This window comes from Deinococcus maricopensis DSM 21211 (genome assembly GCF_000186385.1).
Lineage (GTDB): Bacteria > Deinococcota > Deinococci > Deinococcales > Deinococcaceae > Deinococcus_B > Deinococcus_B maricopensis.
Genome location: NC_014958.1, coordinates 1,075,977 through 1,089,843, shown reverse-complemented (window position 1 = coordinate 1,089,843; position 13,867 = coordinate 1,075,977). Strand labels below are relative to the sequence as shown.

General features: G+C 70.4%; 12 protein-coding genes. 5 read left to right on the top strand and 7 right to left on the bottom strand.

Features of this window, described 5'->3' with window-relative positions; translation table 11 throughout:
- Positions 1 to 83: 83 nt before the first annotated feature.
- From DEIMA_RS04955 to DEIMA_RS04945, 4 genes are all read left to right on the top strand, one after another.
- Entirely contained in the window at positions 84 to 1,016 is a 933-nt protein-coding gene (locus DEIMA_RS04955) for an AAA family ATPase (protein ID WP_013556137.1), read from the top strand.
- Complete coding sequence (locus tag DEIMA_RS17525) at positions 1,013 to 1,921, top strand: DUF58 domain-containing protein (RefSeq protein WP_013556136.1); 909 nt, start codon at positions 1,013 to 1,015, stop codon at positions 1,919 to 1,921. The genes DEIMA_RS04955 and DEIMA_RS17525 overlap by 4 nt, the downstream gene beginning before the upstream one ends.
- Positions 1,918 to 3,885: a transglutaminase TgpA family protein gene (locus tag DEIMA_RS04950; protein ID WP_013556135.1), complete on the top strand. Its 1,968-nt coding sequence runs from the start codon at positions 1,918 to 1,920 to the stop codon at positions 3,883 to 3,885. The genes DEIMA_RS17525 and DEIMA_RS04950 overlap by 4 nt, the downstream gene beginning before the upstream one ends.
- Before the next feature lie 98 nt (positions 3,886 to 3,983).
- The gene (locus tag DEIMA_RS04945) at positions 3,984 to 5,843 is read left to right on the top strand and encodes an ABC transporter ATP-binding protein (RefSeq protein WP_013556134.1); all 1,860 of its coding nucleotides are present in this window, start codon (positions 3,984 to 3,986) and stop codon (positions 5,841 to 5,843) included.
- Between the two features lie 99 nt (positions 5,844 to 5,942).
- Here the strand turns inward: DEIMA_RS04945 and DEIMA_RS04940 are convergent, their stop codons facing one another.
- The 5 genes from DEIMA_RS04940 to ftsH form a co-directional block, all read right to left on the bottom strand.
- The gene (locus DEIMA_RS04940) at positions 5,943 to 7,010 is read right to left on the bottom strand and encodes an FtsW/RodA/SpoVE family cell cycle protein (RefSeq protein ID WP_245528350.1); all 1,068 of its coding nucleotides are present in this window, start codon (positions 7,008 to 7,010) and stop codon (positions 5,943 to 5,945) included.
- A 111-nt stretch (positions 7,011 to 7,121) separates the two neighbouring features.
- A complete protein-coding gene (gene minE / locus DEIMA_RS04935; RefSeq protein WP_013556132.1) occupies positions 7,122 to 7,346 on the bottom strand; it encodes a cell division topological specificity factor MinE in 225 nt (74 codons plus the stop codon).
- The gene (minD, locus tag DEIMA_RS04930; protein WP_013556131.1) at positions 7,346 to 8,146 is read right to left on the bottom strand and encodes a septum site-determining protein MinD; all 801 of its coding nucleotides are present in this window, start codon (positions 8,144 to 8,146) and stop codon (positions 7,346 to 7,348) included. The genes minE and minD overlap by 1 nt, the downstream gene beginning before the upstream one ends.
- A gap of 206 nt (positions 8,147 to 8,352) precedes the next feature.
- A complete protein-coding gene (locus DEIMA_RS04925; protein WP_013556130.1) occupies positions 8,353 to 8,724 on the bottom strand; it encodes a GNAT family N-acetyltransferase in 372 nt (123 codons plus the stop codon).
- A 201-nt stretch (positions 8,725 to 8,925) separates the two neighbouring features.
- Positions 8,926 to 10,800: an ATP-dependent zinc metalloprotease FtsH gene (ftsH, locus tag DEIMA_RS04920; protein WP_013556129.1), complete on the bottom strand. Its 1,875-nt coding sequence runs from the start codon at positions 10,798 to 10,800 to the stop codon at positions 8,926 to 8,928.
- 209 nt (positions 10,801 to 11,009) lie between these two features.
- Here ftsH and DEIMA_RS04915 point away from each other — a divergent pair, with 209 nt between their 5' ends.
- Positions 11,010 to 12,410 (top strand): tetratricopeptide repeat protein, encoded by a 1,401-nt coding sequence (locus DEIMA_RS04915; RefSeq protein ID WP_013556128.1) that lies wholly within the window; start codon positions 11,010 to 11,012, stop codon positions 12,408 to 12,410.
- Positions 12,411 to 12,440: 30 nt separating this feature from the next.
- Here the strand turns inward: DEIMA_RS04915 and panB are convergent, their stop codons facing one another.
- Together panB and DEIMA_RS04905 are read right to left on the bottom strand one after the other, a co-directional pair.
- Entirely contained in the window at positions 12,441 to 13,259 is an 819-nt protein-coding gene (gene panB / locus DEIMA_RS04910) for a 3-methyl-2-oxobutanoate hydroxymethyltransferase (RefSeq protein WP_013556127.1), read from the bottom strand.
- A 63-nt stretch (positions 13,260 to 13,322) separates the two neighbouring features.
- Positions 13,323 to 13,808 carry a DUF420 domain-containing protein gene (locus DEIMA_RS04905; RefSeq protein WP_013556126.1) on the bottom strand — a complete coding sequence of 162 codons (486 nt, stop codon included), beginning with the start codon at positions 13,806 to 13,808 and terminating at the stop codon, positions 13,323 to 13,325.
- Between the last annotated feature and the right edge of the window lie 59 nt (positions 13,809 to 13,867).

The following is a 13,867-nucleotide window of genomic DNA, read 5'->3' as shown; positions in this document are numbered from 1 at the left end:
CGGCGGAGCTCATAATTGAGAACTTTGTCCACACGCGCACCCCCGAACGCGCTTACCCTGAGCGCAAACCCCAGGAGGTCCGCGTGTCCAGCCCCACCAACCTGAACGCCCACAGTGGCGCCCGCGCCGCCCTCGACGAACTTGAGCGCGTGATTCTCGGCAAGCCCACGCAGGTGCGGCTGGCGCTCGCGTGCCTGCTCGCGCGCGGGCACCTGCTCATCGAGGACCTGCCGGGCGTCGGCAAGACCACCCTCGCGCACGGCCTGGCCGGCACGCTCGGGCTGCAGTTCGCGCGCGTGCAGTTCACGAGCGACCTGCTGCCCGCCGACCTGACCGGCGTGAGCGTCTTCGAGCGCGAGAGCGGCAGCTTCCGCTTCCATGAAGGGCCGGTGTTTACGCAACTACTGCTCGCCGACGAAATCAACCGCGCGACACCCAAAACGCAATCGGCGCTGCTTGAGGCGATGGAGGAACGTCAGGTCAGCGAGGGCGGCGTCACGCGGCCTCTGCCGGAGCCGTTCTTCGTGATCGCCACGCAAAACCCGCTCGAGCAGGTCGGCACGTTCCCCCTGCCGGAAGCGCAGCTGGACCGCTTCCTGATGACCGTCACGCTCGGCTACCCGGACGTCCGCGCCGAACGAGCGCTGCTCGCCGGCGGCGGCGGGGACCGCGCAGCGGGCGTGACGGTCACCCTGCCGCGCGAGCCACTCCTCGACGCGCAACGCCTCGTGGAAGGCGTGTACGTCTCGGACGCCCTGCTCGATTACGTGCAGCTGCTGCTCGCCGCCACGCGCGACGGGTCGCGGTTCGTGGTGGGCCTCAGCCCCCGCGCCGCGCTCGGCCTGATGCGCGCCGCGCGCGCGTGGGCGTGGCTGGCCGGGCGGGACATGGTGCTGCCCGAAGACATTCAAGCGGTGTTTCCGAGTGTGGCCGTGCACCGCCTGCCGGACCGCGCGACGCTCCGCCCGAACCTGGCGAGCGTGCGCGCGCTGCTCGCCGCCACACCCGTCCCATGACGGGCCTGACGCGGCCCGTGCGGGCACCCGCGTGGCTGCGGCGCCTGCCGGTGCAGCCGACGCGGTTCGGGCTGGCCTTCGCGGCGCTGACGCTGCTGACCTTTATCGGATGCGTGAACTACCAGCTGAGCCTCGGGTACTTCCTGACCTTCCTGCTGGGCGGCGTGTGGGTCGTGAGCGCCGGCGAGGCGTGGCGGGCCGCGCGGCTGGCGCGCGCGGACGTGCGCGCCGGCCCGGACGTGTTCGCGGGGGACGACGCGACCTTCCCCGTGCGGGGGCAGCCGGGCAGTGTCGCGCGCGCGGGCGGCGCACTCGCCCCGCTTGACGAGTACGGCGCGGGGGTCCTGCAGGTGCCCACGGACGCGCGGGGGCTGCTGCACCTGCGCGGCGTGTGCGTGGACGTGACGGACCCACTCGGCCTGTGGACCGCGTCGGCGTCCATCCCCGCGAACGGGGCGGTCACTGTGTACCCCCGGCCGGAAGTGAACGCGCCCGACCCGCCCGGCCCGGCCCTGCAGGCGGGCGGGAGCGGCACCCTGCGCGCCCGGGGGGACGAGGAGTTCGCGGGCCTGCGCGAATACCGGCCCGGCGACAGCCGCCGCCGGGTGTCGTGGCGGCATGCCACCCGCCCCGGCGGCGGCCTGCTCGTACGCGAGTACGACGCGCCCGCCACGCCCGACGTGCAGCTTCGCTGGACGGACACGCCCGCCCACCTTGGCACCGAGGGGCGCCTGTCGCGCCTGAGCGCCTGGGTGGTTCGCGCCGGCACGGCCGGGCGGCCCTTCACGCTGGTGCTGCCGGACGGCACGGTCGGGCCGGGCAGCGGTGAGGCGCACGCTGCGCGCTGCCTCGCGCGCCTCGCCGTGCACGGCACGGCGGGTCTCGCGGCGGAGGACGGCGTATGACCCGCGTGTTCGGCGTGCAACTGAGCCCCACGCCCACCCCCGAGGCGCTTCCGCGCGTGCCGGCGCTGCTCACCGTGGCGGCGCTCACGCTGGCGTTCGCGCCGTACGTCGTGCGCTTCCCGTTCCTGCTGATCCTCGCGGTGGTGGGCGCGGCGGGCGCGCGCGCATACGGCCTGTGGCGCGGCGGGCGCCCGCCGGCGTCCTGGGTGCCGCTCGCGCTCGTCGTGCCGTTCGTGGCGCTGGCGGTCACGTCCTACGGGACACTGCTGGGCCGCGACGGCGGCACCGCGCTGCTGGTGCTGCTCGCGGCGCTGAAGCTGCTGGAATCCCGCACCCGCCGGGACTTCCGCATGCTGACCCTCGTCGGGTACTTCCTGATCTGCGCGAACTTCTTCTTCTCGCAGGGGGCCCTCGCGACGGCGTACGCTACCCTCGTGACGCTCGCCCTCACGGCGAGTGCCGCCACGTGGGGCCCACGCGCGCCCGCGCCGCCCGCCGCCCTGCGCGCCGCCACCCGCGTGACCCTGCTCGCCCTGCCGGTCGCGGCGGCACTGTTCTTCCTGTTCCCCCGCCCGAACGGGCCGCTGTGGACCCTGCCCATCCAGAGCAACGAGAGCCGCACGGGCCTGCCGGACCGCATCGCGCCCGGCAACGTCACCAGCCTCGCGCAGGACGGCAGCGTCGCGTTCCGCGCGGCGTTCCAGGGCACGCGGCCGCCCGACTCGGCACTGTACTGGCGCGGCCCGGTATTCGACGTGTTCGACGGCGTCGCTTGGAATTATGGTCCGCAGCGTGGCGGCCTGGTGCGCCTGCAACCGTCCGGGCAGCTCACCCGGTACACGGTGACGCTCGAACCGCAACGCAACGGGTGGCTCCCCACCCTCGCGTTCCCGACGAACACACCGACCAGCAGCGTCCTGACGGGCCGGGCGCAACTGTTCGACGTCACGAACGTCGAGGGGCGGCACGCCTTCACGCTGGAAAGCGACCTGGACGCCCGGCTCGGCATTCAGGAGGAGGCGGGCTGGTTGCAGTTCAGCACGCAGCTCCCCCCGAACGTGAACCCGCGCGCGCGCGCGCTTGCGGCCCGCTGGGCGAACCTCCCTCCAGACGGGCGCGTGCAGGCGGCCCTGGCGTTCCTCGCGAACGGCGGCTTCCGGTACACCCTGAACCCCCCGGCCTTGCCGGAGCGGGATGGGCTGGACGCGCTGCTGTTCGGGACGAAACAGGGCTTCTGTGAGCATTACGCCTCCGCGTTCGCGTTCCTGATGCGCGCGGCGGGCGTGCCGGCCCGCGTGGTCGGCGGGTACCTGGGCGGGCAGCTGAACCCGACGGGTGGGTACCTGATCGTCCGCAACGCGGACGCGCACGCCTGGGTGGAGGTGTGGCTGCAGGGGCGCGGGTGGACGCGGGTGGACCCGACGTCCGTCGTGTCGCCCGCGCGCGTGACGCGTGGGCTCGCGGCGAGCCTCACGGACCCGAACGACGCGCCCGCCATCAGCCGTCAAAGTTCGCCGTTCGCGCAGGCGCGGTTACGGCTGGACGTGCTGGAGGCCACGTGGAACACCTGGGTGGTGAGTTTCGACGCAGCGCGGCAGCGGACGCTGCTGAGCAACCTGGGACTGGGCCGGGTGGGGGACGCGCGGTACGGCGTGGCGCTGCTGGGCGTGGTGGCGGTCCTGCTGGGCGGGCCGCTGCTGCTGGCCGCGCGGCGACGCGCGCGCCCCCGTGACCCGGCCCTGCGGGCGTTCGCGGAGTTCGTGGCGCGCGTGCGCCTGCGGCCCGAGGTGGGCGAGGCGCCCGGGGACTTCGCCCGCCGCGCGGCGCGGATGCACCCGGACAGCGCGGACGCGATCCTGGCAGTGGCGGACGCGTTCGCGCGCGTCCGGTACGGGCCGGCGCCGACGCCGGCGGACCTGCGGGCCCTGCGGGACCGCGTGCGCCTCGTGCGCATCAGGGGGTGACGCTCATACGGCTCGTGGGCCCTGGAGGCCCCCCGAGCTTCTTTCGGCGTGCCATGGCCACGGTCAGGGGGCGCGCCGCTGCGCGAGACTGAGCGCACATGATGATGCCTCCCCGCCCCGTGAAGTTGCCGCCCGGCGAGCGCGTGACGCTGGCGATGCTGCGCGCCGATCTGCTGCACACGCTGCGCCTCGTGTGGGCCGCGAGCCCGCGGCACAGCGTCACGTACGCCCTCACGACCCTCGCGGGCAGCGCCCTGCCCGCCGCGAACCTGTACGTCGGGAAGTTGCTGCTGGACGGCGTGGCGCGCGCAGCGGGCGGGGGCATCACGTACAGCGCGCTGCTCGGTCTTCTGGCGGTGCAGGTGGCGCTGGTGGTGCTGGGCAGTCTACTGTCCACGGTGCAGAACGCGTCGCAGCAGCTGCTCGGCGACAGCCTGCAGCACAGCGTGACCCGCCGCATTCTGGAGAAGGCGTCAGGGTTGAGCGTGGACGCGTTCGAGAATGCGGACACCTACGACCGGCTGCAGCAGGCGTACCGGGAGGTCGGGTCGCGGCCGCTGGGCGTGGCGACGCAGCTGGTGAGCCTCGCGGGGGCACTGGTGACGCTCGGGTCGGTGGGGGTGCTGATGAGCCGGCTGGGCGTGTGGGTGCTGCCGCTGGTGCTGCTGGCGAGCCTGCCGGGCGTGATCGTCAGCAACCGCTTCGGCGTGGAGGGGTACCGGATGCTGCGCCGGCAGACGCACGACGCGCGCGTGCAGAACTACCTGGGGAGCCTGCTCACGTCCGACAGCCTCGTGAAGGAGGTGCGGCTGTTTCAGTTCGAGCCGTACCTGCTGACGCGGTGGCGGTCGTACTACTTGGGCTTCCGGGTGCAGTTGGAGCAGCTGGTGCGGCAGCGGTCCGCGTGGGGGTTCGCGGCGGCGCTGGCGTCCGCGTTGCTGATCGGCGTGGCGAGCGCGTTGATTCTGGCGCGCGCGGCGCGCGGGCAGATCACGGTAGGAGACTTCAGCGTGTTTGTGCTGGGTATCGCGCAGGTGCAGGGGACCGTGGCGGGGCTGCTCAGCGGCGTGAGCGGCATCTACCAGAACCTGCTGTACATGCGGAACCTGTTCTCGTTCCTGGAGCTGCCGGCGCGGGATCTGGACGCGGGTGAGCCGTGGCGCGGGCCGATCGACACCATCGAGTTCCGGGAGGTGAGCTTCCGGTATCCGCTCACGGAGCGGGACGTGCTGCGCGGCGTGTCGTTCACGGTGCGGCGCGGGCAGGCGCTGGCGCTGGTCGGCGAGAACGGCGCCGGGAAGACCACCATCGTGAAGCTGCTGACGCGGCTGTTCGAGCCGACGGGCGGGCAGGTGCTGATCAACGGGCAGGACGCGGCGCGGTTCTCGCCGCGCAGCGTTCAGCGGGAGATGAGCATCATCTTTCAGGATTTCGGGCAGTACCAGATGAGCGCGCGCGAGAACGTCGCCCTGGCGGAGGTGAGCCGCCTGGAGGACGCGGAGGGCGTACAGAGCGCCGTGGACCGAGCGGGCGCGGCGTTCGTGGAGGGGCTCCCGCAAGGCCTGGAGACGCCGCTGGGGCGGCTTTTCCAGGGTGGGCGGCAGTTGTCCGGCGGGCAGTGGCAGCGGCTGGCGCTTGCGCGGCTGTACTTCCGGGACGCGTCGGTGCTGGTGTTCGACGAGCCCACGGCGGCGCTGGACGCGCGCGCGGAGTTCGAGACGATGGAGGCGTTGCGCGCGCAGGCGCGGGACCGCCTCACGCTGCTGATCTCGCACCGCTTCTCGACGGTGCGCCTCGCGGATGACATTCTGGTGCTGGACGGCGGCGTGGTGAGCGAAGCAGGGAGTCATGAGGCGCTGATGGCGCTCGGTGGGACGTACGCGAAGCTGTACGCGCTGCAGGCCAGTGGGTACGCGCCGCGCGGCGCGAGCGCCGAGGAGGACACGCCGCGCATGTAAGAATTCGGTGAGAGATCCCCTTTTACGCTGAGGTTGTTCCCCCCGAACCCGCCCCCGAGCTGCGCGCCGTGTGGGCGGCCTTTTCTTGCCGGGCGCCCGTCAGATCTGCTCGAAGCGGTCACGGTAGATCACGTACGCCAGCCCCAGCGTCACGAGCGTGCTGATCAGGCTGCTGAGGCCGGAACTGATCAGCGGCAACGTGATGCCGGTGAGCGGCAGCAGGCTCAACGACGCGCCGATGTTCTCAACCGCCTGGAACCCAATCTGCCCGAGCACACCCGCGAACAGGATCTGGTCCGGCAACCTCGGCGATTCGGTCGCCATGCCTGCCAGACGCCAGCACAGCAGCGCGTACAGCGCGAGGACCGCCACGGCACCCACGAACCCCTGCTCCTCGGACCAGGAAGCGTACACGAAGTCCGTGTGCGCCTCGGGCACGAACCCGTTGTGCGACTGCGTACCCTGCTTGTAGCCCTTGCCCATCATCCCGCCGGACCCCACGGCGATGGTGCTCTGGATGACCTGGTAGCCCTGACCGCGCGCGTCGCGGTACGGGTCGAGGAAGATCGTGAGGCGCGCCTGCTGGTACGGCTTGAGGTGCGGGAACACCACCGTCGGGAAGGCAATCCCGACTGCCAGGACCGCCAGCAGGAAGTGCCACAGCGGAATGCGCCACGCGAGCAGAATCGCGGCGAACATCACGGACAGCACCATGGCGCCGCCGAAGTCCTGCGCGACAACCAAGCCGAACGCGGGGAGAAACACCGCGAATGGCCGCCAGTACGACGCGACGCCGCGGTACCCGGCGCGCATGACGACCGGCAGGAACAGGATCAACGCGAGCTTGAGCAATTCGAGCGGCTGGAACTGCAGCGGGCCGATCACAATCCAGTTCTGCTGGCCGTTCACGTCCTTGCCGATCACGAAGGTGCTGGCCTGCAGCAGCAGCGCGAAACCGTACAGCCACGGCGCGAGTGCGTAGATACGGTCGCGGCCCGCCCACCACAGCACGCCGATGGGGATGGCGGCGAGGCCCACGCCAAGCAGCTGTTTCGTGAAGATGCCGGGGTCCACGCGGGGGCTGAGCGCGACGCTCGACACGGTCACGAGCCCGACCAGCAACAGGAGCGCCACAATCAGAGGGAAACGCAGGTCGAACTTCGGCACGCCCTCCAAGGTAGCAAGCGGGGGCATGTGGAGCCTGAACCGCCTGACATTCCCCGCACGGGAACGCGGAGGCCACCCTCGGGTGGCCTCCGCGTTCCCGTCAGGACGGGGTCAGTCGCGTTGTAGGGGAATGTTCGCGACCAGCACGACCGTGTCGCCGCGCTGCTCGACTTCCACGTTGGTGCCCTGCGTCGGGAAGTACCGCTGCACGACCTCCATCAGGTCGCGGCGCAGCGCGTCCACCTTGCCGGGCGGGATCTGCGCGCGGTCGTACGCGAGCACGAGCTCCAGGCGGTCCTTGAGGGTCTCCTTGGTGCGTTTGCGGCCCCAGAACATCAGGCACCTCCGAACAGGCGGCGCAGCGCGGCCAGGAACCCGCGGTTCTCCTCAAGTTTCGGGTAGGGGACGTCCTCGCCGCGCAGGCGGCGAGCAGTGTCGAGGAACGCCTGCCCGGCGCGGCTCTTGCCGAGCACGGCGGGTTCGCCGACGTTGGTGCTGACAAGAATGCCTTCGTCTTCGGGGACGATGCCGATGGGTTTCACGCCGAGGATGTCGAGGATGTCCGCTTCGCTGAGCATGTTGCCGCTGGCGACCATCTTGGGGCGCAGGCGGTTGATGACGAGGCGGATCTCGCTGACCTGCTGCGCTTCGAGCAGGCCGATGATGCGGTCGGCGTCGCGGACGCTGGACACCTCCGGGTTCACGACGACCAGGGCGCCCTGGGCGGGCGCGGCGGCCGTCTTGAAGCCCGATTCGATGCCGGCGGGACTGTCGATCAGGATGCGGTCGAAACCTTCTTCCTCGAGGAGCTGCCGGACAGTGTTCTTGAACACTTCGGGGCTGAGGGCGTCCTTGTCGCGGGTCTGGCTGGCGGGCAGCAGGTACAGGTTCTCGACGCGTTTGTCACGGATGAGCGCCTGCCCGAGTCGGCATTTGCCTTCGAGGACGTCAACGAGGTCGAACACCACGCGGCTTTCGAGGCCCATGACGACGTCGAGGTTGCGCAGGCCGACGTCCACGTCGATGACGGCGACTTTCTCGCCGAGTTTCGCGAGGCCCGCGCCCATGTTGGCGGTGGTGGTGGTTTTCCCGACGCCTCCTTTACCGGAGGTCACGACGATGACTTTGGCGTTCAACTGCTGCTCCTCCCATGCGCGGCCCTGCGCGTACGCGCAAAGGGTGGTGGTGCGCTCTGGTCTGCGTGACAGTGTACAGCAGGCGTCACGGAACGGCTTCCGAGGTGCCGCCGGGGCAGACCGGCCCGATCGGCGAAAGCGCCTGACCCTGGCCTTGCGGTGCAGGGCCTCAGGCCTGGAACCGCGCGGGGCGAGACTTGGCGCACTCACCGGTCACTGCCACGCGAAGAGGCCCCTCCGGAACGGAGGGCGGGGAGGTCCAGCAGCATCTCGTGGCTGGCCGTGCGGAACCCCAGGTCCGAGGACAACGTGTCGGGCATCGCCGAGGCCCTGAGGCTGAGCTGAAGCAGGCCCTGCTGCTGTGCGTACTGCAGGACGTGCCGGGTCAGTGCGCGCGCGAAACCCTGGCGCCGCCAGGCGGGCGGGGTGTAGACGTTCACCACGCGCGCCCGGAACGGGTTGGGGCTGGTACGGGTGGGGCCCCACTCCATCAGCACCAGACCTGCCCCGGACACGGGTTCACCCTCAACCTCACGCAGCCAGCCAAGGTACGTCCCACGCGTGATGGCGCTTTGCACTCACGCTGCGTACGGCGCGCGCCACGCCCGGTCCGCATCGTCCGGGTAGCGGTGAAAGCACGCGGGTCGGCAGGAGTGCGATACGGCCGGGGTTCCTGATGACCCGCGGGCGCATGCGTCGACCCTCGTCGCTGTCATTCACCCTGGGCACAACCAGACGAGGGAGGCTCCATGCGGGCCTCCCTCGTCCTTGGGTGGGGTTTACGCGGTAGGCGTAGGGTCCTTGCCGAGGTTCACGTTCTGCCCGCCGGTGCGGCGAACAGCTTCGCGGACGACGTCACCGGTGATGAGTTCGCTGGTGAGCAGCGCGTCGGCGACTTCGTGCATGGCCTGCGCGTACTCGCTGACGAGGGCGCGGCTGCGTTCGTACGCGCGCGTGAGGATGCGTTTGACGTCCTCGTCCACCAGTTGGCTGGTGTGTTCGCTGAATTCTTTCGGGCGGGCCATGTCCTCGCCGAGGAAAACGGGGCCGCTGTCGGTGCTGAGCGCCATGTTCTTGAAGTTGTCGCCCATGCCCCATTCGAGGACCATGCGCCGGGCGATGTTGGTGGCTTTGCGGAAGTCGTCGGCGGCGCCGCTGGTGATGCTCCCCATGAAGACTTCTTCGGCGGCGCGTCCGCCGAGGCTGACGATCAGTTGGTTCTCCAGGCGTTCCTTGCTCATCAGCGCGCGTTCCTCGGGGAGGTAGAAGGCGGCGCCGAGCGCGCGGCCACGCGGGATGATGCTGACTTTCTGGAGTTTGTCGCTGCCGGGGATGACGGCGGCGGTGACGGCGTGCCCGGCTTCGTGGTACGCGATGGCTTTCTTCTCTTCGGGGCTGATGGTGAGGCTGCCGTTTTCGAGGCCGAGGGTGATCTTGTCGAGCGCGCGGTAGAAGTCGCTCATGTCGATGCGGGTCTTGCCGACGCGTGCGGCTTCGAGGGCGGCTTCGTTGACGACGTTCTTGAGGTCGGCGCCGCTGAAGTACGGGGTGCTCTTGGCGAGTTCGCCGACGTCGAGGCCTTCCACGAGGGGTTTGTTGCGGAGGTGCACGCCGAGGATCGCTTCGCGTTCCTTGAGGTTCGGCAGGTCGATGGTGACCTGGCGGTCGAAGCGGCCGGGGCGCAGCAGGGCCGGGTCGAGGATGTCCGGGCGGTTGGTGGCGGCGAGGACGATGACGCTGCTGGTCTTGTCAAAGCCGTCCATCTCGCTGAGGATCTGGTTGAGGGTCTGTTCGCGTTCGTCGTGTCCGCCGCCGATGCCGGCGCCGCGCTTACGGCCGATGCTGTCGATCTCGTCAATGAAGATGATGGCGGGCGCGCTCTTGCGGGCGTCGTCGAACAGGGTGCGGACGCGGCTGGCGCCGACGCCGACGAACATCTCCATGAATTCGGACGCGCTGACGCTGAAGAAGGGCGCGTCGGCCTCGCCGGCGACGGCGCGGGCGAGCAGGGTCTTGCCGGTGCCGGGAGGGCCCACGAGCAGCACGCCTTTGGGGATTTCCGCGCCGATCTGGTGGTACTTGCCGGGGTTCTTGAGGAAGTCGACGACTTCCACGAGTTCCTTCTTGGCTTCCTCATGGCCGGCGACGTCGCGGAAGGTCGTGCTGACCTTGTTTTCCTTGCCGTAGCGCTTGGCGCGGCTCTGGCCGAACTGCATGACGCCGCTCTGGCCGCCTTGCGCGCGCATGAAGATGAAGTAGAAGAACACGACCATCAGCAGGATCGGGAGCAGGCTCACGAGGATGCTCAGCCACTGGCTGGGCTGCTCGTAGCGGCGGCTGCCGATGTTGACGCTGTTCTGGTCGAGGAACGCTTCGAGGTTCGTCTGGCTGTTGGGCAGGCGGACCTTAAAGTTGGCGAGGGTGCGTTGTTCCGGGGTGCCGCGGACGCCCTGCACGGTGATGCTTTCCGGCTGCTTGAGCGTCACGTTGGCGAGCGTGTCCTGAATGACAACGTTCTCGACCTTGCCGTTGGCGACGAGCGTGCGGAACTGCGAGTAGTCCACGGTGGTGTTGTTGCCCATGGGGACGTTCCCGAACATCAGGAACAGGGCCACGACGAAGAGCAGGATGAGCCAGGGGTTGAGACGCCTCAAAGTGTGTTCCTCCGGGGAAGGCAGGTGGTTCAGGGTCGCGTGAAGTCGAGAAGTCTGGACGCTGGACTTGAGTGTACCTCACTCAAGATGTGTATGCGTGGGCGCAACCCCACAATGCACTTCAGGAAACCATTACGTCGCGCGGCACGTGTCCCGACGCGCCCACCCGGTCACCCTTCGCGGCGGGGCGGGCGCTATGCTGCTCCTAGATGATCGACCCCGAACTCACCTGGCAGCAGGCCGCCGACGCGCTCGCCAGCGAAGACTTCGACAGCGCCTACGCCATTCTGGAAGGTGCTGAGCGCGAAGCTGCGCGGCCCCAACGTGCGCGCATCCTGCTGTACCTCGCGTCCGTGGACTCGCTGTACGGCGACGACGGCGTCACCGACGCGCAAACGGCCTTGCGTGACGCCCGCACCGCCGACTCCGGCATCCGGCACGATCCGCTGTACATGGCGTTGATGGCCGAGATCGACGGACGCGTGCGCGGCCCCGACGCCGCTCCCCTGCCGGACGCAGCGCTGAGCGGCCCGCCGCTCGCCCGGTACCACGCCCTCGCGGCGCTCGCGCTGACGCACCAGCCGGAACGCGCGCTGGACGTGGAGGTCAGCGCCGCCGAGCTGCCCGCGCATCTGCGCTGGCGCCTGCGCTCATGGCAGGCCGACTGCGAGGAGCAGCTCGGCCGCGCCGAGCAGGCCGCGCACCTGTACGCCGAGGCGGCGCACGCCGCGACCGGCATGAACCGCGCCATCATGTTTCAGGACGCCGCCGCGCTGCACCTGCAGGCCGGGCAGCACGAGCAGGCGGGGACGCTGCTGGGCCGCGCGCGCCTGGAGTACCGCGGCGCGGAGGGCGAGGCGCTGCACCTCGCCGGGTGGCATCACCTGGACGCGCAGGTGAAGCTGGCGCGCGGGGACCTGCAGGCGGCCCTCACCGGCATCAGCGAGGCGAGCCGCCTGGAACGCGCGAACGGCGACCCGAGCTACGGCGTGGAGTTGGTGTGGGGGCAGACGCTCACGCAGTCGAACCGGCACGAGGAGGCGCTCGCGCACTTCACCGAGGCGCTGCGACTGGCGTCCGCCGAGGACCGGCCGTACGCCCTGCACGAACTGGGCGTCACGTACCTCGACCTCGACCGCCCGCTGGAGGCCATGGAGGCGTTGCAGCAGGTGCTCGCGCACGACGAGTACCCGTACGCGCCGGAAGTGCTCGCGGACCTTGCCGAATGCGAGTACCGCCTGGGGCGCCTCGCGGAAGCCGAAGCGAACGCGCAGCAGGCGTACGCGCAGGGCGCGACCGTCCCAGCGAGCATCGTGTTGGGAAACATCGCCATGGACTACTACCACCTGCCGGACGCCCTGGAGCATTACGAGCGGGTGGTGCGCGAGGCGGCGCCCGGCAGCCGTGACTGGACGCTCGGGCATCAGATGGCCGCGGACGTGATGGCGCAGCAGGGCTTCCCGGACCCAGCGGCGGCGTACGCGCACGCGCAGCAGGCGCTGGAGCACCTCGACCCGAGCGACGAGTGGCACACGACGTTGCGGGAGCACGCGCAAAAGGCCGAGGAGCGCCTGCAGGACCAGCAGGGTCGCGGCCGCACCCTGAACTGAGCTGGGGGCCGCACCTCGGCCCCCCGGCGTTCAGTACAGCTTGTCGAGGACGTCGTCCTTGATCACGAAGCTGTTCTCCCGCGTGGGGAACGCCCGTTCGCGCACCTCGCGGGCGTACTCGCCGAGGGCGGCGGTGGCCTGCGCGCCCAGTTCCGCGTAGCGCTTGGCGATTTTCTTGTCCCCCTCGAAGATGCCGAGGATGTCGTGGTACACGAGCACCTGCCCGCGGCAGTGCAGGCCTGCGCCGATGCCGATGGTCGGGACGCTGAGCCGTTCGGTCACGAGGCGCGCGAGGCGCGCGGGAATCGCTTCGAGCACCACCGCGAACGCCCCGGCCTCCTGCAGCGCCAGCGCGCCGTCCAGCACGGCGCGCGCGCCGTCCTCGTCGCGGCCCTGCACTTTCAGGCCGCCTTGGTTCACGGCGGTCTGCGGGAGCAGGCCCACGTGGCCCATCACGGGGATGCCGTTGCGGGCCAGGACGCGCGTGAGGTCCAGCACTTCGGGCGTGGCCCCTTCGAGCTTCACGGCGTCCGCGCCGCTCTCCTGCATCAGGCGCACGGTGTGGCGCAGGCCGTCCTGCAGGCCGGTCGTGTACGTGCCAAACGGAAGGTCCGCGATCAGGAACGTGTCGGGCGCGCCGCGCCGCACGATTTCCGTGTGGTAGATGACGTGCTCCAGGCGGACGGGCGTGGTGCTCGGGTGACCCTGAACCATGTTCCCGAGGCTGTCGCCCACCAGGATGAGGTCCACGCCGGCGCGCGCGGCCTGTTGCGCGCCGGCATAGTCGTAAGCGGTGACCATGACGAGCGGCGTCTCGGCGCGGACGATGTCGGGCACGGTGAGTTTCATGCGCTCAGGGTAACGAAAAGGGCGCCCGGGCACGCTCGGTTGCCTGGGTGCCCGGGGCGCGCGTTATTTGACGGCGCCGTACTTTTCGAGGACGACGTAGATGATCCAGCCGGTCGCGGCGACGTACAGCCACACCGGCACCGTCCAGCGCACCCACGCGCGGTGGCGGCGGAAGGCGGCGTCGGCGGCGGGCACCTCATGGATGCGGTCGAGGTTCCCGGCGGCCTGGAGGCCCTGGCGGGCGTACCAGAGCGCCACGAGCGCGAGGGGGACGTTCACGGCGGCGAGTAGGGTGTGCGAGGCGAGCAGCGCGAGGTACGCCGGGCGCCACTCGGCCGGGCCGACCCAGACCTTGGTGTGGCCGATGGCGACCTTGCTGAGGTACAGGACGAGGAACAGGGTGGCGAGGGCGGTGGCGGTGAGCATGGCGCGCATGTGGGCGGGGCGGTGGCCGCGGCGGATCTGGATGACGCCGAGGACCAGGGCAATGCCGCTCAGCACGATCGTGATGACGGAGGCGCCTGCGAGGAGTTCACCAAGGTGGTCCATGTGCTGCCCAGTGTAGGGTGGCGCGCGGGCGCTCGGCGCGTGACGAACGTACCTCGGGC

Excerpts from the sequence above, each read along its gene's own strand:
- minE (WP_013556132.1), bottom strand. The coding sequence starts at position 7,346 with ATGTTCTGGGGCCGCAAACGCACCAAGGAGACCCTCAAGGACCGCCTG.
- panB (WP_013556127.1), bottom strand. The coding sequence starts at position 13,259 with ATGAAACTCACCGTGCCCGACATCGTCCGCGCCGAGACGCCGCTCGTC.
- DEIMA_RS04905 (WP_013556126.1), bottom strand. The coding sequence starts at position 13,808 with ATGGACCACCTTGGTGAACTCCTCGCAGGCGCCTCCGTCATCACGATC.
- DEIMA_RS04915 (WP_013556128.1), top strand. The coding sequence starts at position 11,010 with ATGATCGACCCCGAACTCACCTGGCAGCAGGCCGCCGACGCGCTCGCC.
- DEIMA_RS04950 (WP_013556135.1), top strand. The coding sequence starts at position 1,918 with ATGACCCGCGTGTTCGGCGTGCAACTGAGCCCCACGCCCACCCCCGAG.
- DEIMA_RS17525 (WP_013556136.1), top strand. The coding sequence starts at position 1,013 with ATGACGGGCCTGACGCGGCCCGTGCGGGCACCCGCGTGGCTGCGGCGC.
- DEIMA_RS04945 (WP_013556134.1), top strand. The coding sequence starts at position 3,984 with ATGATGATGCCTCCCCGCCCCGTGAAGTTGCCGCCCGGCGAGCGCGTG.